Origin of the sequence: Actinacidiphila rubida (assembly GCF_900110255.1) — a bacterium.
In the GTDB taxonomy this organism is placed as follows: domain Bacteria; phylum Actinomycetota; class Actinomycetes; order Streptomycetales; family Streptomycetaceae; genus Actinacidiphila; species Actinacidiphila rubida.
The window spans coordinates 46,270-65,721 of the sequence record NZ_FODD01000016.1 but is presented as its reverse complement, the minus strand read 5'-3'; the positions used below and the strand labels follow the sequence as shown (position 1 = coordinate 65,721).

Genomic DNA, 19,452 nt, shown 5'->3' with positions numbered 1-19,452 from the left:
GGGTCCGGAGGATCCCGCGGGTCCTGCCGGTTCGGGTGAGGCGGCCGGTGCGGGTGGCGGCAGGGCGCCGCGGCGCGGGGCGGCGGCCGCCCCCGGTCAGCCGGCCTTGCGCCAGGCCAGCGTGGCGGGCCGCACCGCGCCGGGGCCGAACTTGGCGTTGACCTTGTCCATGACGGGCTCGGCGCGCAGCCGGTTCTCCCGCACCCGCTCCAGGCTGATCTGGCCGCCGGCGGTGCCGGCCGGACGCAGGCGTTCCGCGGTGACCGTGATCCCGCGGACCCGGGCACGCTGCAGGTGCAGCCCGTCGACCATCCGGTACAGGGCGGAGCGCAGGTCGTCGGTGTGGTGGGAGGGCTCCGGCAGCTGCCTGGTGCGGTTGACGGTCGAGCCGCCGGCGAAGGCGACCTCCACGGCCAGCCCGGCCGCGATCTGGCCGCGCCGGCGCAGCCGGTCGCCCAGGACGACGGCGGTCTCCAGCAGGCTCGCGCGGATGAGGGCCGGGTCGAGGGTGTCGGCGTCGAACAGGCGGCGCTCGCTCGTCGTGCCGGGCAGGCCGGTCGGGGTCACCGGGCGGGGGTCGACGCCGTGCGCCCGGTCGCGCAGCAGGCGTCCGGCCCGGCCGCCGAGGATCCGCTGGACCGTGGACTCCGGGACGGCGGCCAGCGCGCCGATGGTGCGCAGCCCGAACGAGGTGAGCTCGCGTTCCTGCACCGGGCCGATGCCGTGCATCATCCCGACCGGCAGCGGGTCGAGGAAGCCGCGCACCTGCTCCGGAGTGACGACGGTGACCGGCAGCGGCCCCTTGGAGGCGATCGCCGCGACCGTCCAGTTCGGCCCCGCGCCGATCCGCACGTCCACGTTCAGATGCGCCAGCGCGCGGACCCGGATCCGCTGCGCGAGGTCGTACGGCGAGGCGTCCCAGTACCGCAGGGCACCGGCGACGTCGACCAGCGCCGCGGACGGCGGCAGCACCTGCAGCACCGGCGAGATGTCGCAGATCAGCGACAGCAGCGCCCGGTACTCCGCCTCGCCCGTGCCGGGCCGGCACCGCACGTGCAGCACGTGCGCGCCCACTGCTCCCGCCTGCCGCACTGTCCCCACCGGCCACCTCCCGCGTCTCCGCCCACCCTACTCGAACATAAATCGAACACGCGAGGGGTGGAGCGGCGTGTCCCACGGGCCGCCCGCCGGTCGCGGGAAGCGGCCGGTCCGGCCCGTCCGCCCGGTGGTCACAGGTTGTCGGCCCGTAGGCCAAGGGCTAGGGTCGCCTCCGCATATGGGGGAATCGCCACAGGTGGGGGACATGACGGACGACGACGGCGCGCCCGCGGGAACCGCGAGAACCGGAGAGACCGACGGGACTTCCGGGACCCATGGGACCACCGTGCCGGCAACGGCAACGGCAACGAGTGCGTGGAAGCAGGTGGTGGCGGCCCTGGTGCTGGTGCCGGCACTCGGCGTCGGATTGTGGAAGCTGCAGGCCTCCTCCTCGGACGCGTCGAACACCTCTGGTGCTTCCGCCCGGCCCGCCAAGTGCCGGGAGTGGGACGAGAAGGAGAAGATCGCGCCGGGCCACGCCTCCGGGGGGCAGTTGTGCGCGGCGCTCAACCGCGCCGACCTCCCCGAACTGCTGGGCACGCCGGCGGAGACGGCCAAGTCCGCCAGTTCCAGCGGCGGGTCCTTCACGTTCGCCTCGGGCTCGAAGATCGCCACACCCTCGGCCCGGGTCGAGCTGGACACCTACACGGTGACGCTCCAGGCCAGTTACGACCGCCTCCCGGTGGCCGAGGCCGCGACACTGCTGGGGCAGTCGGCACGTCGGCACACCCTGCTGGGCCGCCCGGCGGTCGTGTACGCGGACCGCACCATCAGCATGCGGATCAGCCTCGGCGGGGGTGACAGCGAGAGCAGCCCGGGCGTCCCCGAGCACAGTCTCGTCGTGGCCCGCGATACAAAGGACAGCGGCGGCTCGTTCGAGGTGACCCTCTGGCGCGCCGACGGGGCGGTTCCGGACGACGACGTGCTGTTCCGCGTCGCCGAGGCGGTGCTGCCGACGATCCCGGGGTGGTCCGGCGGCGCCCCGGCGTGACCCGGCCGCCACCCGCCAGAACCGCCCGCCCGAACCGCCCGGCCCCGCCGACGCGCGGCCGACCCGACGCTGGAGGAGACCGCATGATCACCCCTGAGGACGAGGCGCTGCTGCGGCGGGCCGTCGGTCTGGCGGCACGGGCGGTCGCCCAGGGCGACGCGCCGTACGGGTCGCTGCTCGCCGGGCCCGGTGGAGAGGTGCTGGCCGAGGCCCACAACACCGTGCGGCGCGACAACGACATCAGCGCCCACCCCGAGCTCAAACTCGCCCGGTGGGCGGCCCGGGAACTGGACGAGGCGACGGCGGCGCGCACCACGATGTACACCAGCTGCCAGCCGTGCGGGATGTGCGCCGGCGGCATCGTGCGCTCCGGCCTCGGCCGCGTCGTCTACGCGCTCTCGACCGAGCAACTGGTCGAGCTGAACCCGGCGTCCGGCGCGTGGCCGGACGTCGTGCAGGACGGTCCGGCCCTGCTCTCCGAGGCCCGCGTCCCGATCGAGGACTACTACCGGTCCTAGGGTCTGTCGCACCGTCACGCCGTCACGCCGTCTTCAGGATGGCGATGGCGGCGATGTCGTCGTTGAGGTTGTTGCCGCTGTGCTTGACCAGGGCGTGGTGCAGGCCGGTCAGGACCTGGCGGGGCGATCCGTCGAGGTGGTCGCGGGCCCAGGCGGCGAGGGGGAAGAATGTTCCGGCGGCGTTGCGGGTCTCGGTGACGCCGTCGGTGTAGAGCAGCAGCTGGTCGCCCGCGCCGAAGACGAACGGCCGCGGGGTCGCGGCGGCGGTGAGCATGCCCCCGAGGTTGAGCGGCGGGGCGGGGTCGTCGGTGTCGAGGAGTTCGACGGAGCCGCGCCGCCCGAGCAGGGGCGGCGGGTGGCCGCAGGTCAGCAGCGCGGCCTGACTGCCGTCGCGCGGGATCTGGACGAGGACGGCGGTGGCGAAGAGCTCGGCCGGGTCCCCGTGGGCGAGCGACGCGTCGTCGCGCACCAGCGTGGTCTCCAGGCACTGGGCGAGTTCGGTGAGGGTCTCGGCCTCGTACGCGGCCTCCCGGAACGAGCCGAGGACGGCCGCCGCGGCGGCGAGCGCGGGCAGGCCCTTGCCGCGGACGTCGCCGATGACCACCCGGATGCCGTGGCGGGTGTCCGCCAGCGCGTAGAAGTCCCCGCCGACCCGGGCGTGCGGCGTGGCGGCCAGGTAGAGGCTCCCGGTCTCCAGCACCCCGACCCGGGCGGGGATCGGCCGCAGCAGGACCTTCTGCATGGTGTCGGCCACCGCCCGCACCCCGGTGAGCGCCGTCTCGCGCTGCAGCCGCAGGTAACTGGCGTACGTCGCGGCGACGGTGACCGCGCCGATCGCGCCCGCGGTGAACAGGATGGAGTGGTCCGAGGTCACCACGGCGTAGACCGACACACCCGCCAGGCAGGCCAGGCCCAGGAGCAGCGTGGGCCCGACGGTCCACAGGGCGGCGGCCAGCGCCGGTGCGGTCGGCAGCAGCCGGGTGAACGGGACGTTGTGCGGCGTGAGCAGCGAGAGGCCGCCGAGCAGCACGGTCACCAGGAGCGGCGCCAGCAGCGAGGGATCCCTGCGCACCCTGTCCTGCCATTGCGGTCCGCTCTTACCGATCATCGCCATGCAGGGCAATATAGGGACATTTCGTGACGGGTGGTCGGAGCCGCGACGTCCCGGGAGCGGCCGGTCCCGGTGTCAGCGGCCGCGCGCGTGCGCCTCGTCCAGTGCCTCGTCCAGGGTGGTCGCCGCCATGATGAGCGCCAGGTGCGTGAACGCCTGCGGGAAGTTGCCCAGTTGCTCGCCGCTCGGGCCGATCTCCTCGGCGAACAGGCCGACATGGTTGGCGTAGGTCAGCATCTTCTCGAAGGTGGTCCGGGCCTCGGCCACCCGGCCCGCGCGCGCCAAGGCGTCGACGTACAGGAAGGTGCACAGGCTGAAGGTGCCCTCGGAACCGCGCAGCCCGTCGGGCGAGGCGGCCGGATCGTACCGGTAGACGAGGCTGTCGGAGACCAGCGTGCGGCCCATGGCGTCGAGCGTCGACAGCCACAGCGGGTCCCGGGGGGTGACGAACCCGACCCGCGGCATCAGCAGCAGCGAGGCGTCGAGCACGTCGCCGTCGTAGTGCTGGACGAACGCCTTCTCCTTGTCGCTCCAGCCGCGGTGCAGGACCTGCTCGTAGATCGCGTCCCTGGCGGCCCGCCACTTCTCCATGTCGGCCGGCCTGCGGAACGCCTCGGCCAGCTTGAGCCCGTGGTCGAAGGCGGCCCAGGCCATCACCCGGCTGTAGGTGAAGTCCTTGCGCCCGCCGCGCGTCTCCCAGATCCCCTCGTCGGGCCGGTCCCAGTGGTCCGCCAGCCAGTCCAGCGTCGTGGCGAAGGACTTCCAGCCGCGGTACGACGCCTGCTGGCCGATCTCGCGGCCCTGCGACAGCGCGTAGACGGCCTCGCCGTAGATGTCGAGCTGGAGCTGGTCGGCGGCGCCGTTGCCGACGCGCACCGGCGCGGAGCCGCGGTAGCCCTCGAAATGGTCCAGGGTCTCCTCCGACAAATCGGGGTCCCCGTCGATGCGGTACATCGTCTGCAGCGGCTCGTCCGCCGTGCCCTCCCGCTCCTGGAGCCGTGCCGTCATCCAGTGCACGAATGCGGTGGCCTCCTCGGCGAAGCCCAGGTCGAGCATGGCCCGCACCGACAGCGATCCGTCGCGCACCCAGGTGAAGCGGTAGTCCCAGTTGCGCTCCCCGCCGACCTGCTCGGGCAGGCCCATGGTCGCCGCCGCCACCAGCGCGCCGCTCGGGGCGTACGTCAGCAGCTTGAGGGTGATCACCGAGCGGTGCACCAGCTCGGGCCAGCGGCCCCTGTACCGCGACTTGCGCAGCCAGCCCTGCCAGAACTCCACGACCCGCCGCAGTTCCTCGGCGACCGAGTCGAAGGTCGGTGCGGGCGGCGCCTCGCCGCCGGCCTCGCAGACCGTGAACGCGGCGCCCGCGGTCTGCCCGGCCTTCAGCACCACCCGGCCGCGCACGTCGGTGCCGTCGGCCTCCAGCGCGAACGTGGCCCGCAGGTGGGCGTCCGTGCCCGGCGCGCGGAACAGCGCGTTCGCGCCGTCGACCCGCGCCTCGTGCTCGGCCCGCCCGTAGTCGAAGCGCGGCCGGCACTCCATCGTGAACTCCACCTCGCCGCGGACCGCCCGCACGACGCGGAACAGGGTGTGCCGGTCGGTGGCGGTGCCGGACCCGTCGGGCGGCATGAAGTCGATCACTTCGCCGACCCCGTCCGGCGACATGAACCGGGTGACGAGCACGGCCGTGTCGGGCAGGTAGAGCTGTTTGCGCACCACGTCCGGGTGCTCGGTGCCGAACCGGAAGTAGCCGCCGCGGTCGTGGTCGAGCAGCGCGGCGAAGATGCTGGGCGAGTCGAACCGTGGTGCGGCGAACCAGTCGACGACGCCCTCCGCGGAGACCAGCGCGGCGCTCTGCAGATCGCCCACCAGGCCGTGGTCGGCGATCGGGGGGTAGCGGTCCATGGCTCATCCCGGAGTCTCGGAAGCGTCCCCCGCTCCTCACTATCGGACCAGCCCGTGGGCCCTGCCACACGAGCGCCGCCCCTCCCCCGAGCGTCACAGCCAGGTGGTGGCCAGCCACACGGCGACGGCCGCGACCGCCAGCAGGACGCCGTTGAGGGCCACGTCGCGGTCGTCGCGGGCGAGGTGGACGCGGGTCGCGGCGATCTGGAGGACGACGAAGCCGGCGGCCGCCGCGATCGCGAGCCAGGGCGCGACGCCGGTGGCCGGCGGCAGCACCAGGCCGGCCGCGCCGAGCACCTCGACCGCGCCGATGGCCCTGACGGCGCGCATCGGGGTGGTGTCGACCCAGGCCATCATCGGCAGCAGCTGCTCGCGGGTCCGGACGATCTTGAGGGCGCCTCCGTAGAGGTAGAAGAGCGCGAGCAGTCCCGCGACGATCCAGTAGGCGGTGTCCATGCACCCGATTGCACCGGCGCGGTGCCGCGGGCGTCCAGGACCTGTTGCGGAACGCCGATACCCGACGGGTATCGTTGCAGCATGGAGCTGCGTACACTGCGCTATTTCGTGGCCGTGGCCGAGGAGCTGCACTTCGGCAGGGCCGCGGCGCGACTCCACATGAGCCAGCCGCCGCTGAGCCGGGCGATCCGGCAGCTGGAGGCGGAGTTCGGCGCCGTGCTGTTCGACCGCTCGCCGGCCGGAGTGCGGCTCACCGCCGTCGGAGCGGTGCTGCTCGACGAGACGCGGGCCCTGCTCGACCGGGCGGACCGCCTGGCGGTCCGGGTGGCCGCCGCGGCCGGGCACGCGAGCCTGACCGTCGGCCTGCTCGGCGACAGCGCCGATCCGGCCGTGACCCGGCTGGCCGCCGAGTACCGCGGGCGGCACCCGGACGTCGAGGTGCGGATCCGCGAGACCGATCTGACCGACCCCACCTGCGGGTTGCGGGCCGGCCTCGTCGACGTCGCCCTGACCCGCGGCCCGTTCGACGGGACCGGGCTGCGCGTGCGGGAACTGCGGGCCGACCCGGTGGGGGCGCTGCTGCGGGCCGACGACCCGCTCGCCGCGCGCGCGGACCTCACGCTCGCCGACCTGGCGCCGCGCCGGTGGTTCCGGTTCCCGCCCGGCACCGACCCGCTGTGGCAGGCGTACTGGAACGGCGGCGAACAGCGTGCGGGCCCGGTGGTGCGGGCCGTCCAGGAGTGCCGGCAGGCCGTGCTGTGGAACGGCACGGTGGGCATGACCCTGCTCGGCCACGAGCCGGGGCGGGGCCTGGCGGTGGTGCCGCTGGCGGACATGCCGCCGAGCCGGGCGGTCGTGGCGTGGAGCGGCGGCGACGCCGGCCCGCTGGTCCGCTCGTTCGTGGAGCTCGCGGCCGCCGCGTACCGGAACTGACCGCGGGCGGTCCCGTGGGGACGGGACCGCCCGCGATCGGCGCGACGGTTCAGGAGCCCGCGGGCCAGGGCACCTGCGGTGAGTGGTAGTACGACACCCCCATCGCCTTCCACCGCGGGCCCTGCGCGGCGAGCCGCTGGTCGAACGCGGTGACGTCGTGCGTGGACCACGGTGACCAGCCGAGCTCCGCGAGGGCGGGCAGCCGTGGGAACGCCATGGTGTCGATGTCGGCGGAGGTGACGATGGTCTCCGTCCACAGCGGGCCCTCGACGCCCAGCACCGAGGAGCCGGTGACCCCGGACAGGTAGGCGCCGGGGTCCCAGCCGTACGCGGTGTTGACCTCGATCAGGCCGGCCCAGGTCTGGCCCAGCTTGGTCTTGTGCGTGTACTTCATGTCCAGATAGGCCTTGTTGGCCGGCGACATGACGACCTTGGTGCCGTTCGCGGCCGCGGCCGCCACGTTGGTGTCGGTCGTCGTGGTGCCCCAGAACTGGGCGACGGTGGACGGCTGCAGCGGCGCCTTGGTCACGTCGTGCCAGCCGACCGCGGCCTTGCCGTGCGCGGCGACGATCTGCTGCACCTGCCCGATGAACGAGGTGTAGTCGGAGGCGCTGGTGGAGCTGGCCTCGTCCCCGCCGATGTGCAGGTACGGCCCGGGGGTCAGCGCGGCCAGCTCGCCGACGACCTGGTCGATGAAGGTGTACGTCAACGGCAGCGACACGCACAGCGAGCTGAACCCGACGTTGGTGCCCGTGTAGAGCGGCGGCGCGACGCCGTTGCAGTTGAGCGGGGCGTACGAGGCCAGGGCGGCGTTGGTGTGTCCCGGCATGTCGATCTCCGGGACGACGGTCATGAACCGCGAGGAGGCGTAGGCGACGATGGCCGTGTAGTCGGCCTGCGTGTAGAAGCCGCCCGCTCCCCCGCCGACCTCCGTACTGCCCCCGTACGTGGCGAGGTTGGGCCAGCTGTTGACCGCGATGCGCCAGCCCTGGTCGTCGGACAGGTGCAGATGGAGGTAGTTGACCTTGTACAGCGCCAACTCGTCGATGTAGCGCTCGACCTGGGCGACGGTGAAGAAGTGCCGGGCCACGTCGAGCATCGCGCCGCGGTAGGAGAACCGCGGGTAGTCCAGGACCGTTCCGCCGGGCACCGTCCACGGTCCCGGCCGCACGGTCGCGCTCATCACGTCGGAGGGCAGCATCTGCAGCAGGGTCTGCACGCCGTGGAACAGCCCGGCGGGCTGCTGGGCCTGGATGACCACGCCGCTCGCGCCGCTGGTGAGTTGATACCCCTCGGGCCCGGTGCTGCCCGGCGCCCCGGACAGTTCCAGCGCGATGCTGCCGGGCGTGGTGGCGCCGACGGTGAGGGGCAGGGCGTAGCCGGTGGAGGCGCGCAGGACGCCGGCCAGGTAGGTGCCCACACCGGCGTCGTCGGAGGTGAGCGTCGCCGCCGGCGCCAGGGTGAAGGCGCTGCCGCCGGCGACCGCGCTGACCGGCGCCGGCACGACGGTGTTGGGCAGGGCGGCAGCCGCGGCCGGGGCGGCGTCGGCGAGGACGCCGGCGCCGACGAGGCCGATCGCGGCGAGCAGCGTGATCAGGGTGTGCCGGATCCTCATCACCGGTCACCCCGCCACGACGTCGAACGCCGGGACGTTCCAGCCGGAGACGCTGACGACCGGCGTGGCGCCCTGCAGGTCGGCGGAGGAGTAGGTCGCGGTGAGCGTTTCCGACTCACCTGGCCACAAGGTGGTGTCATTGTCGCTCCAGATCGAGGACTGCAGTTCGTTGTCGCCGGGCAGTTCGGTGCCGGCGGTGGTGCCGCGGCGCACATCGGCCCGCAGGAAGAAGCCGACGGTGGGCTGCGTGGAGGTGTTGGTGACGGTGACCGTGACCTTGCGGTCGGCGCCGGCCGGGCCGGACGCGCTGCTGGTCACCGCCGTCGCGGACACGGTGGCGGCGGGCAGGTTCTTCAGGGCGGTCAGGTTGGCGTACTGGGACATCGACGCCTGCGGGTTGCCGGTGGTCTTGTTCCAGTTGGCCTTGTCCTGCGTGCCGGGCAGCCAGTAGACGTTGCGGTCGACGACCGTCCCGTTCTGGCGGACGAGCAGTTCGACGAAGCTGACCGTGCCGGCGGTGGCCGGCACGGCCGGGGTGAGCAGCCCGGTCCTGACCTGCTGCGAGGCCATCGACAGGGTGCCGGAGGTCTGGTCGTCGAGCACCGCGCCCGCGGTGCTGTAGACCTTGGACTCCACGGTGACGGCGGCCTGCGCGGTGCCGCCGAGGTTGTCGAGGGCGACGGTGCCGTCGTCCAGGGCGTAGAGGGCGTGCAGCGTCCGGTTGGCCTTCTGCGCGCCGAAGAACGCGCCGGCCTGGTCGCCGTCGTTGTTGTACAGCGACCACAGCAGCGTCGGCCAGCCCTTGTTGAGCTGCCAGTAGATCGTCCCGGTCGAGGGGGCGGCCGCCTTGGTGGAGTGCGCGAGGAACGCCTCGAACTGGGCCCTGGTGCTCTCGTAGTTCTGGACCTGGGCCTCCTCGACGTACTGGTTCAGGCCCGTCCAGGGGCCGTAGCGCTGGGTGATCGCGGTGTCGAGGTTGTACAGGGTGCCGAAGGCGTAGCCGGTGTGCTTCGTGCCCTCGTAGTTGTTGTGGTACTGGTTGGCGCCGGGTGACTGCCACAGCGCGGACTGGTCGGCGGCGGACAGGAAGCGGCGCAGCGAGTCGAGGGTGGGCACGGTGTTGCCGGAGCTCTGCTCGCTGTCGAAGCCCCAGGCACCGCCGGAGTTGGTGAGGTCGCCGCCGGTGCTGTGCGTGGTGTCGTACCAGTAGTTCGGCGGGACCCAGTCGTACGGGCCCTCCTTCTCACCGGCCGGCCCGAGTTGGGGACTGCTCTTGTACTCGGCGGAGGCGATGAACGGGCCGGAGTAGTCGGCGGCGGCGAAGCCGGCGAGTGCCAGGGACTCCTGCGTGGCGGTGGGCTGGTTGTCGCTCCACTGGAAGCTGAAGACGGACGGGTGGTCGCGCAGCGTCTGCCCGACGGACTGGGCGGTCAGCTGGTAGTCGGCCTGCTGGGCGCTGCTGTAGGTGCTGTTCTCCCAGAAGTCGCAGCACTGGTAGCCGGCGTTGACGAGGATGCCGGCCTCGTCCATCTGCCGGTACCAGTCCGCGGGCATCAAGTGGCCTTCCAGCCGGACGGTGTTGATGCCGAGCGCCTTCATCAGCCCGATCTGCCGCGCGGTGTCGGCCGGGTCGTAGCGCAGGAACAGGTCTGGGTCCCAGCCGCCGCCGCGGATCACCACCGGCACGTTGTCGACCTTGAACGCCCGTACTCCGCTGGGTGCTTGGGAGGAGGCTCCGGTCAGATACGAGGTGACGGTGCGGATGCCGAAGGTGCTGCCGGTGGTGCCGAGCACGGTCGCGCCCTGCGCGACCGAGGTGGCGAGGCCGTAGAGGGGCTGCGCGCCGAGCTGGTAGGGCCACCACAGCTGCGGGGACGCGATCGTCAGCGCCGGGTACGCCGACGGCGCGAACACCACGGTCTGGGTGCTGCCCGCGGCGACCGTCACGTTCTGGGTGACGGTGACCGGGGTACCCCCGCCCGGCGGGGTGACGGTGGCGGTGACGGTGCCCGACTGCGCGGCCGCGGACGTGTTGGTGACGTCGGTCTTGACGGTCAGCGCCGAACTGCTCAGGTCCGCGGCGGTGTTCTGGACGACGTGGGCGTTGCCGTCGATCAGCGGCCCGCCGGTCCGGAGCTGGACGGGGAACTGGATGCCGGTGTTGTTGTCGGGCGGGATCTGGCTCCAGTCGACGTTGTCCAGGCTGAGCATGGCGGTCGGATCGTTGGGGTGCATCTCGATCGCCAGGGAGTTGGTGCCCTGCCGCATCAGGCTCGTGACGTCGAAGGAGCGGCGGGCGTAGGCGCCCGTGACGGTGGCGGACGCCGCGACCTGGGTGCCGTTGACCCAGACGTCCGCGGTGCCGATGACGCCGTTGAGGACGAGGGACGCGCTCTGCCCGGACGGCGGGGCGGTGAAGTCGGTGCGGTACCACCAGGGCACCGAGAACTGCGCGAGGGTGTCGGGCCCGACCTTGGTCATCTGGCCGAAGCAGGACTTCATGGTGGTGGAGACGAACACGCCGGGGCAGGTGCCGTTGCTCAGCAGCGCGTTGATCTCGGTGCCGGGCGCTCCCCCGCCGTCGTTCTGCACGGGCAGCCAGCCGGTGGTGGCGAAGCCCGGTGTGGAGATCTGCGACCCGGTCTGCGAGGCGGTGGCGCTGGACTGGACCTGCCAGCCGGTGGCGGCGCCGAGGTCGGCGAGCGCCGAGGAGCCGGTCGGGGGGTCGGTGAAGGGGGCGGCGGACCGGGCGGGGGCGGCGGACCGCGTGCCGCGGTCCTGACCGCCGTGTCCCGAGGCGTCGGCCGCCCCGGCCGGCAGTGCGGTCAGCACGGCCAGGCTCAGGGCGGCCGCCGCGATCACTGGCTTCCGTCGGAGGATCACATGCGCTCCCATCGTTGGCGGAGGGATGGAGCGAGGTGGACGAGTGAGGCCGGGAGTCAGCCGGGTCGATTTAGTTAGTCAGCTTTCCTAATTACCTTGCAGCGTCTTCCCCTGACGGTGGACTGTCAACCCCTCCCGACCGGAACCCCCGCCGCACCTCGCCCCGACCCGTCCGATCCGGCCACCGGGCTTCCGCACCTCCGCGCCACCGCCGGGCGCCGGCGTCTCCGGCAGCGCGGAATACATGCTCAGTCATGTTGTTATGGCTGGGGTAACGATCGCTGCGAGCGAGAGAGGCGCACATCATGCAGTTCGGAATCTTCACGGTCGGCGACATCGCGCCCGACCCCGTCACCGGCTACACCCAGAGCGAGGCGGAGCGCATCGGCAACATCGTGCGCATCGCGCAGAAGGCCGACGAGGTGGGCCTGGACGTCTTCGCCCTCGGCGAGCACCACAACCCGCCGTTCGTGCCGTCCTCCCCCACCACCCTGCTGGGGCACATCGCGGCGCTGACGCGGCGGATCATCCTCAGCACCTCGGTCACCCTGGTGACCACGAACGACCCGGTGCGGATCGCCGAGGAGTACGCCATGCTCCAGCACGTGGCCAAGGGCCGGCTCGACCTCATGGTGGGGCGCGGCAACACGGTGCCGGTCTACCCGTGGTTCGGCAAGGACATCCGGCAGGGCGTGGCCCTGGCGCTGGAGAACTACAACCTGCTGCACCGGCTGTGGCGCGAGGACGTGGTGGACTGGGAGGGCACCTTCCGTACGCCGCTGCAGGGTTTCACCTCGACCCCGCGGCCGCTGGACGACGTGCCCCCGTTCGTCTGGCACGGCTCCATCCGCACGCCGGAGATCGCCGAGCAGGCCGCGTACTACGGCAACGGGTACTTCGCCAACCACATCCTGGCGCCCAACCTGCACTTCAAACCGCTGGTGGACTTCTACCGGTCGCGCTTCGAGCACTACGGGCACGGCACCAGGGAGCAGGCCATCGTCGGACTGGGCGGGCAGGCGTTCATCGCCCGCCGCTCCCAGGACGCGGTGAAGACGTTCCGGCCGTACTTCGAGTCGTATCCGATCTTCCGCGGCAGCTCGCTCGACGACTACATGGCGGGCACGCCGCTCACCGTCGGCAGCCCGCAGGAGGTCATCGACAAGACGCTGACGTTCCGCGAGGGCTTCGGCGACTACCAGCGGCAGATGTTCGCGGTCGACAGCATGGCCCTGCCGGTGGAGATGGCGCTGGAGCAGATCGAGCTGCTCGGCACCGAGGTGGTGCCGGTACTGCGCAAGGAGACCGCGAGTCTGCGTGCCCCGGACGTGCCCGAGGCGCCCACGCACTCCGACCTGGTGCGGGCGAAGTACGGTGACGCGGAACCGCGCCAGCCGCGCCCGAACCCGAACCGCGGCGACAACCTGTCCGGTGCCTCGCCGTACCAGGACAGCGACCCGGACGCCGAGGCCCGCTTCCCGCAGGTCGTGTGACGGTGGCCGCACGCAACATCCGCCTGGCGAACGAGGCGTGGGAGGCGCTCAGCCGCGCCCAGGCCCTCCTGGCGCACGAGCTCACCGAGGCCGACATCTGGGGCGACCTGCTGCCGCTGGAGTACGGCGTGCTGCACGCGCTGTCCAACGCGCCGCACGGGCTGCGGATCAGCGAACTGCGCGACGACGCCCTGCTGATCACCCAGCCGGGCATGTCCCGGCTGGTGATCAGACTGGAGGCCCGCGGACTCGTCGAGCGGGGGGACGACCCGGACGACGCGCGGGCGTCCCGGATCCGCCTCACGCCCGACGGCCTGGCCGCCCAGCAGCGGGTCGGCGCGGCGGTGGCCCGCCATGTGGCCGAGACGATGAACCGGGCGCTGGACCCCGGCGACCTGGCGGTGCTGCGCGACCTGAGCAGCGGCCTGCTCGCCTCGGCCCGGAACGAGCGGGCCGCCGCCCGGGCCGCGCAGGCCCGGGGACGCACGCGGAAGCCGGCGGCGCAGAAGAAGACCCACGTCCCCGACGAGGACGCGGACCACGTGGAGAAAGGGAACACGCCATGACCGTGGCAACCGTCCAGCCGCACGACGCCGCCGGGCCGGAGCAGGCCGTGCGCCTCGTCGTCGTCAGCGCCGGCGTCAGCGACCCCTCGTCGAGCCGGCTGCTCGCCGACCGCACGGCGCAGAAGGCCGTCGACCTGATACGCGCCTCCGGCGGCTCGGCGACCGTCGGCACCGTCGAACTCGGCCCGCTCGCCGTCGACATCGCGCAGGCGATCGTGTCCGGCTTCCCCAGCGACCGGCTGCGGAACGCCTTCGAACGGCTCGCCGCCGCCGACGGGCTGATCGTCAGCACGCCGGTGTACAAGGCGGGTGTCAGCGGGCTGTTCAAGTCCTTCGCGGACCTGCTCGACAACGACCTGATCATCGCCAAGCCGGTGGTGCTCGCCGCGACCGCGGGCACGGCCCGGCACTCGATGGTCGTCGACGAGCAGATGCGCCCGCTGTTCGCGTTCCTGCGCGCGATCCCCGCGCCCACCTCCCTGTTCGCGGCGCCGGAGGACTGGGGTCACAGCGAGTTGGGCGAGCGGATCGCGCGCGCCGCCACCGAACTCGTCCTGCTGCTGCGCAGCGGCGTCGGCAGCGCCATCGCCGACACCGCGTGGAACGGCTACGACCACCGGTTCGGCGGCACCGCGACCCGCGCCGAACGCACCGCCGACGACGTGGACTTCTCCACGGACCTGATGCGGCTGGCGGCCGGCGGGAAGCTGTGAGCGCGCACCCGACGGGCCCGTGGTCAGCGACGGCTCGGCCCGTTGACCACGCTGCCGTCGGGGCGGCCGCGCGGTGGCCGTGCCGGCCGCCGTCGGTAGCCGTCAGCGCGATCGGCACCGTCAGTGCTGTCAGCCGCCCAGGGCGTACGCGCCGGCCGCGATGTCCTCCAGCAGCGTCGGGCCGGTCGGCGCCCAGCCGAGCAGTTCGCGGGTGCGGTCGCTCGACGCGGTGACGTCCATGCCGAAGAAGCGGCCGATCCAGCCGAAGTGCGCCTCGGCCTCGTCCGGCGCGACCGAGGCCGTCGGCACGCCCAGGGACGCGCCGAGGGCGGCCGCGATGTCGCGGCTCGGGATGCCGGTCTCGGCGACGGCGTGCACCCGCGAGCCGGGGGCGGACTTCTCCAGGGCGAGCCGGACCAGCCGCGCGGCGTCCGAGCGGTGCACGGCGGCCCACCGCGTCGCCCCGTCCCCGATGTAGCCGGCGAAGCCCTTCTCCTTGGCGATCCGGGCCAGCTGAGCGGTGAAGCCGTGGTCGCCCATGCCGTGGACGGTGGGCGAGAAGCGCAGCGCCACCGGGCGTACGCCCCGTTCGGCGTAGGACAGCGCGAGATTCTCGCTGCCGCCGCGCATGGAGTCCGCGCCGTGGAAGGGCGAGGCGTCGTCCTCCGTTGCCGGACGGCCGACGGCGCCCGAGGCGAGGCCGGACGCGAGCAGGAACGGCCGGCCGCTGCCGTCGAGCGCGTCCAGCATGCGCCGCACCGCGGCGTTCTCGCTGCGCCCGGCGCCCGCGTAGTCGGTGAAGTCGTGCTTGAAGGCCAGGTGGATCACCCCGTCGGAGGCCGCGGCGGCGGCAGCGAGGCCGTCGACGTCGTCGAGGTTCCCGCGGAGCGGGGTGGCGCCCTTCACCTCGAGGGCGGCGGCCGCCTCGTCGGTGCGGACGAGGCCGGTGACCTTGTGGCCGTTGGCGAGGAGCTCGTCGGTGACCGCCGAGCCGATCCAGCCGGAGGCTCCGGTGACGAAGACATGCATGACGGACGTCCTTCCTGCGTTGCCATGGCCCGCGACCCCGGCCTGCGACCGGCACGCACCATGAACCGCGTATGACAGTGACTGACATCGACCGTAGCACATTGATGTCAGCGACTGCCATGGCTACACTCATGGCCATGGGTCGCTGGGAGCCGGATGCGAAGGGGCGGATGATCCGCGCCGCGTTGGACCTGTTCACCGAGCGCGGCTTCGAGCAGACCACCGCCGGTGACATCGCCGCGAGCGCCGGCGTCACCGAACGCACCTTCTTCCGGCACTTCGCCGACAAGCGCGAGGTCCTCTTCGACGGCTCCGCGACCCTGCAGCACACCGTGCACGACGCGATCCTGGCCGCCCCCGGCGAGCTGACCGCGCTGGAGGCCGCGCTGGCCGGAATGGCCGCGGGCGGCGGGCTGCTGCAGGAGCGCCGGGAGTTCGCGGTGCGCCGCGCCAGGATCGTCGCCGCCGACCCGAGCCTGCAGGAGCGCGAACTGCTCAAGCTCGCGGCGATGACCGAGTCGACGGCCGAGGCGCTGCGCTCCCGCGGGGTGGCCGAGCCGGCCGCGAGCCTCGCCGCCCACAGCGCGGTGTCGGTCTTCCACGTCGCCTTCGCCTCCTGGATCACGGCGGAGGACCCGCCCGGTTTCGACGTCTGCATAGGGCGGACCGCGACGTCACTGCGCGCCCTCATCTGAGTCCGGCGGGCCCCGCCGGTACCGGTCGCGGCGAGGACCCGCGACCACGGGCAGGTGGGGCTCGGCGGCCCGGGCGCGCAGGAAGCCCTGAACGGTCACGACGGCCAGGACGGCCAGGACGGTCAGGACGGTCAGGATTCGAGAAGCCTCCGCCCCGGGCCGCTGGCTAGCGTGAAGGACATGAACTCCATCGACTTCATCACCCTCGAAGTGGCCGACACCGAGGCCGCCGCCGACTTCTACGCCTCCGCCCTGGGCCTGGACAAGCAGGTGCGCCTGCGCGCGGCCGAGGCCCCGACGTCGGGCTTCCGCGGCTTCACCGTGTCGCTCGTCGTGTCGCAGCCGTCCACCGTCAACGGCTTCGTCGACGCCGCGCTCGCCGCGGGCGCCACCGCGCTCAAGCCCGTCGCCAAGTCCCTGTGGGGCTACGGCGGCGTCGTCCAGGCCCCCGACGGGTCGATCTGGAAGGTCGCCTCCTCCGAGAAGAAGGACACCGGTCCCGACACCCGGCAGTTCGACAAGATGGTGCTGCTGCTCGGCGCCGAGGACGTGGCGGCCAGCAAGAAGTTCTACGTCGAGCACGGCCTCACCGTGGCGAAGAGCTACGGCCGCAAGTACGTCGAGTTCGCGCTTCCCGGCAGCCCGGTGGGGCTGGGCCTGTACGGGCGCAAGGCGCTCGCCAAGGACGCGGGCGTCTCCCCCGAGGGCAGCGGCGCGCACCGGCTCGCGATCGGCGCCGGGGCCGGGCCGTTCACCGACCCTGACGGGTTCGCGTGGGAGACGGCGGAGGGCTGACGCCCGCGGGGCCGACCGCACTCACCAGCCGTGCCGGCCGGGCGCCGCGGCGCCCGGTGTCCGCCCGATCGCTCCGCCGAAAGGACCCGTACGGTGTGCCACCCCGCCCTCAAAGAGGCGCTCACGTTCGCCCGGCACCTGGAGGACCTCGCGCGGCTGCGCCGCGTGCGGGACCGGCTGGACCGGGAGTACGCACTCCCCCTGGACGTCGAGGCGCTGGCCCGCGGCGTCCGCATGCCGGCCGGGCTCCTCAGCCGCCAGTTCCTGCTGGCCTACGGCCAGGCGCCCCACGGCTATCTGACGGCCCGGCGGATCGAGCGCGCCGTGGCGATCCTGTGCCGCGGCGGCCCCGGCGCCCCCGGCGTCGCCGAGATCCGCTCCGCCGTGGGTTGTCCGTCACCGGAGACGTTCGGCGCGCGCTTCACCGCCGTGGTCGGCGTGCCGCCCGGCGTCTACCGGAGGCAGGCAGCGCGCGGCGGCGCGGACCTGCCACCGGACGATGCCGGGCAGGTGCCGGGGCCGGTCAGGAATCGAGAAGCGCGCCTGCCTGAGCCGCGGCTAGCGTGAACGCCATGGACATCACCATTCACGCCAGCGTGCTCCCCCACGACGACCCGGACGCCTCGCTCGTCTTCTACCGCGACGTCCTCGGCTTCGAGGTCCGCAGCGACGTGGGGTCCGGCAAGATGCGCTGGATCACCGTCGGCCCCGCCGGACAGCCCAGCACCTCCCTGCTGCTCGCGCCGCCGGCCGCGGACCCGGGGATCACCGAAGCGGAGCGGCGCACCGTCGCCGAGATGATGGCCAAGGGCACCTACGGGTGGATCCTGCTGGCCACCAAGGACCTCGACGGCACGTTCGCGCGCGTCCAGGCCGGTGACACCGAGGTCGTCCAGGAGCCGACACAGCAGCCGTACGGCATCCGGGACTGCGCGTTCCGCGACCCGGCGGGCAACCTGGTCCGCATCCAGGAGCTGTCCTGAAACGAGCCGCCCGGCGGCCCCGGCCCGCCGGCGCCGCCGGCGCCGCCGGGCGCGGCCGGGTGGTGCCGGCGCCGGGCCCCGCACCGGACAGCTGTCCCGCACGGATCTCCGTGTACCGCGCGGCGCCCCCAAGTGGCCTGCGGACAGGCGGTATTGACGTGCGGCAGGGGCACTGGCACCCTGCTCCGGCAGAAGCGGGGCCGTCCGGCCCGGCCGTGTCCGTGGAGGCTCGCGCATGAGCGTGCACACCGTGATGTCCGCCCTGCGCCCGCCTCGCCGCGCGGCCCGCGCAGCCGCGGCGCTCGTGCTGTCCGTCGCCGGGCTGGCGGCCGGCGCGGCGCCCGCGACCGCCACAGGAAACGGCACGCGTGCGGGCCGGCCGGCCGGCGCGGCCGCGCACACCCCGGCCCCGTCCGCCGCGGGCGCCGCGGCCGCCGCCGCGAGCCGCGTCGACTTCCACAAGTGGACCACCCCGGACGACTTCGCCTCCGGCACCGCCAACGGCGTCGAGGACCTGCCCGGCGACCGCGCCGGCATCGACATCTCCGGCACGGTCGGGTCCCTCGCCTACAAGGACGCGTACCTCCACACCACGAAGACGTACGGGTACGCCACCTGGACCTCGCCGGTGCACGCGCCGGCGTTCGGCGCCACCGAAGTGGTCGCCTCATGGAACGCCCAGACGCCCGCGGGTACCTGGCTGAAGGTCGAGCTGAACGCGACGATGGAGGACGGCGTCCAGACCGGGTGGCTGGACATGGGCCACTGGGCCGCGCTGGACAACGACATCGCCCGGACGTCCGTCAGCCCGAGCGCCGCCCCCTACGGCGGGGTCGACACGGACACGTTCACCGCGTCCGGCAGCCACACCGTCCACGCCTACCAACTGCGCGCGACGCTGTACCGCCTCGCCGGCTCAACCGCGACACCGCGGGTGTGGCAGGTCGCCGCCTTCGCCTCCGCCGTCCCCGCCCGGTCCTCCGTCCCGGTCAGTGCGCCCGGCGGCGCCGAGGGCGTCGAACTCGCCGTGCCCCGGTACTCGCAGCAGATCCACGCGGGCGAGTACAAGAAGTACGGCGGTGGCGGCGACGCCTGGTGCAGCCCCACCTCCAACGAGATGATCGACGAGTTCTGGGGCGCGGGCCCGACGGCCGCCGACATGTCCTGGGTCGACCCCTCGTATGCCGACCCCAGCGTCGACTACGCGGCCCGCGAGACCTACGACTACCGCTACCAGGGCACCGGCAACTGGCCGTTCAACGCCGGCTACGCCTCCCACTTCGGCCTGGACGCCGAGGTCGTGCAGCTGCGCAGTGCCGACGACGTCGAGCAACTGGTCGCCGCCGGGATCCCGGTGGCACTGTCGGTGGCCTTCGACAACGGCGAGCTGACCGGCTCCGGTTACGGCACCGCGGGCCACCTGATGGTGGTCGTCGGCTTCACCGCGAGCGGCGACTTCATCGTCAACGACCCCTTCTCGGCGAGCGACGCCCAGGTCCGCCACGTCTACGCGCGGTCCCAGCTGGAGAACATCTGGCTGCGCACCTACTGGACGCGGGCGGACGGCACGACGGGCCACGGCTCGGGCGGGGTCGCCTACGTCATCACCCCGCACGACAAGGCGCTGCCGCCGGTCCCCGACCCGGCGAACCCCACCTGGTAGCGGCGGAG

At 73.1% G+C, this 19,452-nt stretch carries 18 protein-coding genes; 11 read left to right on the top strand and 7 right to left on the bottom strand.

The genetic code is table 11. The features are described 5' to 3' along the window. Positions 1-96: 96 nt before the first annotated feature. The gene (locus BMW99_RS17335) at positions 97-1,101 is read right to left on the bottom strand and encodes a DNA polymerase Y family protein (protein ID WP_069465369.1); all 1,005 of its coding nucleotides are present in this window, start codon (positions 1,099-1,101) and stop codon (positions 97-99) included. A 202-nt stretch (positions 1,102-1,303) separates the two neighbouring features. On the opposite strand from BMW99_RS17335, the gene BMW99_RS17330 reads away from it, so the two are divergent. Further along, positions 1,304-2,089, top strand: a complete 786-nt coding sequence (locus tag BMW99_RS17330; protein ID WP_245791503.1) for a DUF6215 domain-containing protein — start codon at positions 1,304-1,306, stop codon at positions 2,087-2,089. Between the two features lie 83 nt (positions 2,090-2,172). Next, complete coding sequence (locus BMW99_RS17325) at positions 2,173-2,607, top strand: nucleoside deaminase (RefSeq protein WP_075017091.1); 435 nt, start codon at positions 2,173-2,175, stop codon at positions 2,605-2,607. A 22-nt stretch (positions 2,608-2,629) separates the two neighbouring features. On the opposite strand, the gene BMW99_RS17320 is transcribed toward BMW99_RS17325, so the two are convergent. The 3 genes from BMW99_RS17320 to BMW99_RS17310 all read right to left on the bottom strand — a co-directional run bounded on the left by BMW99_RS17320 (position 2,630) and on the right by BMW99_RS17310 (position 6,076). Beyond that, a complete protein-coding gene (locus tag BMW99_RS17320; RefSeq protein ID WP_075017090.1) occupies positions 2,630-3,721 on the bottom strand; it encodes a PP2C family protein-serine/threonine phosphatase in 1,092 nt (363 codons plus the stop codon). Positions 3,722-3,793: 72 nt separating this feature from the next. Continuing rightward, on the bottom strand, positions 3,794-5,620 hold the full coding sequence (locus BMW99_RS17315; RefSeq protein ID WP_069465174.1) for a glycoside hydrolase family 15 protein: 1,827 nt from the start codon (positions 5,618-5,620) through the stop codon (positions 3,794-3,796). A gap of 93 nt (positions 5,621-5,713) precedes the next feature. Next, the gene (locus tag BMW99_RS17310; protein ID WP_069465173.1) at positions 5,714-6,076 is read right to left on the bottom strand and encodes a DoxX family protein; all 363 of its coding nucleotides are present in this window, start codon (positions 6,074-6,076) and stop codon (positions 5,714-5,716) included. An 81-nt stretch (positions 6,077-6,157) separates the two neighbouring features. On the opposite strand from BMW99_RS17310, the gene BMW99_RS17305 reads away from it, so the two are divergent. Continuing rightward, positions 6,158-7,009 (top strand): LysR family transcriptional regulator, encoded by an 852-nt coding sequence (locus BMW99_RS17305; RefSeq protein ID WP_069465172.1) that lies wholly within the window; start codon positions 6,158-6,160, stop codon positions 7,007-7,009. Positions 7,010-7,058: 49 nt separating this feature from the next. Here the strand turns inward: BMW99_RS17305 and BMW99_RS17300 are convergent, their stop codons facing one another. Both BMW99_RS17300 and BMW99_RS17295 read right to left on the bottom strand, forming a co-directional pair. Beyond that, positions 7,059-8,624, bottom strand: coding sequence for a beta-N-acetylhexosaminidase (locus BMW99_RS17300; RefSeq protein WP_069465171.1), 1,566 nt, complete (start codon positions 8,622-8,624; stop codon positions 7,059-7,061). Positions 8,625-8,630: 6 nt separating this feature from the next. Continuing rightward, the gene (locus BMW99_RS17295; protein WP_218159305.1) at positions 8,631-11,507 is read right to left on the bottom strand and encodes a glycosyl hydrolase 2 galactose-binding domain-containing protein; all 2,877 of its coding nucleotides are present in this window, start codon (positions 11,505-11,507) and stop codon (positions 8,631-8,633) included. Between the two features lie 305 nt (positions 11,508-11,812). Between BMW99_RS17295 and BMW99_RS17290 the strand changes: the two genes are divergently transcribed. The 3 genes from BMW99_RS17290 to BMW99_RS17280 are packed head-to-tail and all read left to right on the top strand — an operon-like array spanning position 11,813 to position 14,279. Further along, positions 11,813-13,000: a CE1758 family FMN-dependent luciferase-like monooxygenase gene (locus tag BMW99_RS17290; RefSeq protein WP_075017088.1), complete on the top strand. Its 1,188-nt coding sequence runs from the start codon at positions 11,813-11,815 to the stop codon at positions 12,998-13,000. A 2-nt stretch (positions 13,001-13,002) separates the two neighbouring features. Continuing rightward, the gene (locus BMW99_RS17285) at positions 13,003-13,566 is read left to right on the top strand and encodes a MarR family winged helix-turn-helix transcriptional regulator (RefSeq protein ID WP_075017087.1); all 564 of its coding nucleotides are present in this window, start codon (positions 13,003-13,005) and stop codon (positions 13,564-13,566) included. Continuing rightward, positions 13,563-14,279 (top strand): CE1759 family FMN reductase, encoded by a 717-nt coding sequence (locus BMW99_RS17280; protein ID WP_075017086.1) that lies wholly within the window; start codon positions 13,563-13,565, stop codon positions 14,277-14,279. The genes BMW99_RS17285 and BMW99_RS17280 overlap by 4 nt, the downstream gene beginning before the upstream one ends. Before the next feature lie 129 nt (positions 14,280-14,408). On the opposite strand, the gene BMW99_RS17275 is transcribed toward BMW99_RS17280, so the two are convergent. Then, positions 14,409-15,308, bottom strand: a complete 900-nt coding sequence (locus BMW99_RS17275; protein WP_075017085.1) for an SDR family oxidoreductase — start codon at positions 15,306-15,308, stop codon at positions 14,409-14,411. Positions 15,309-15,445: 137 nt separating this feature from the next. Here BMW99_RS17275 and BMW99_RS17270 point away from each other — a divergent pair, with 137 nt between their 5' ends. The 5 genes from BMW99_RS17270 (at position 15,446) to BMW99_RS17250 (ending at position 19,444) form a co-directional block, all read left to right on the top strand. Beyond that, entirely contained in the window at positions 15,446-16,003 is a 558-nt protein-coding gene (locus BMW99_RS17270; RefSeq protein WP_069465984.1) for a TetR family transcriptional regulator, read from the top strand. Between the two features lie 180 nt (positions 16,004-16,183). Continuing rightward, on the top strand, positions 16,184-16,798 hold the full coding sequence (locus BMW99_RS17265) for a VOC family protein (RefSeq protein ID WP_069465983.1): 615 nt from the start codon (positions 16,184-16,186) through the stop codon (positions 16,796-16,798). A 93-nt stretch (positions 16,799-16,891) separates the two neighbouring features. Beyond that, positions 16,892-17,365, top strand: a complete 474-nt coding sequence (locus BMW99_RS17260) for a helix-turn-helix domain-containing protein (protein WP_069465979.1) — start codon at positions 16,892-16,894, stop codon at positions 17,363-17,365. Positions 17,366-17,370: 5 nt separating this feature from the next. Beyond that, a complete protein-coding gene (locus BMW99_RS17255) occupies positions 17,371-17,781 on the top strand; it encodes a VOC family protein (protein WP_069465982.1) in 411 nt (136 codons plus the stop codon). A gap of 235 nt (positions 17,782-18,016) precedes the next feature. After that, the gene (locus BMW99_RS17250) at positions 18,017-19,444 is read left to right on the top strand and encodes a C39 family peptidase (RefSeq protein ID WP_218108476.1); all 1,428 of its coding nucleotides are present in this window, start codon (positions 18,017-18,019) and stop codon (positions 19,442-19,444) included. Positions 19,445-19,452: the final 8 nt, after the last annotated feature.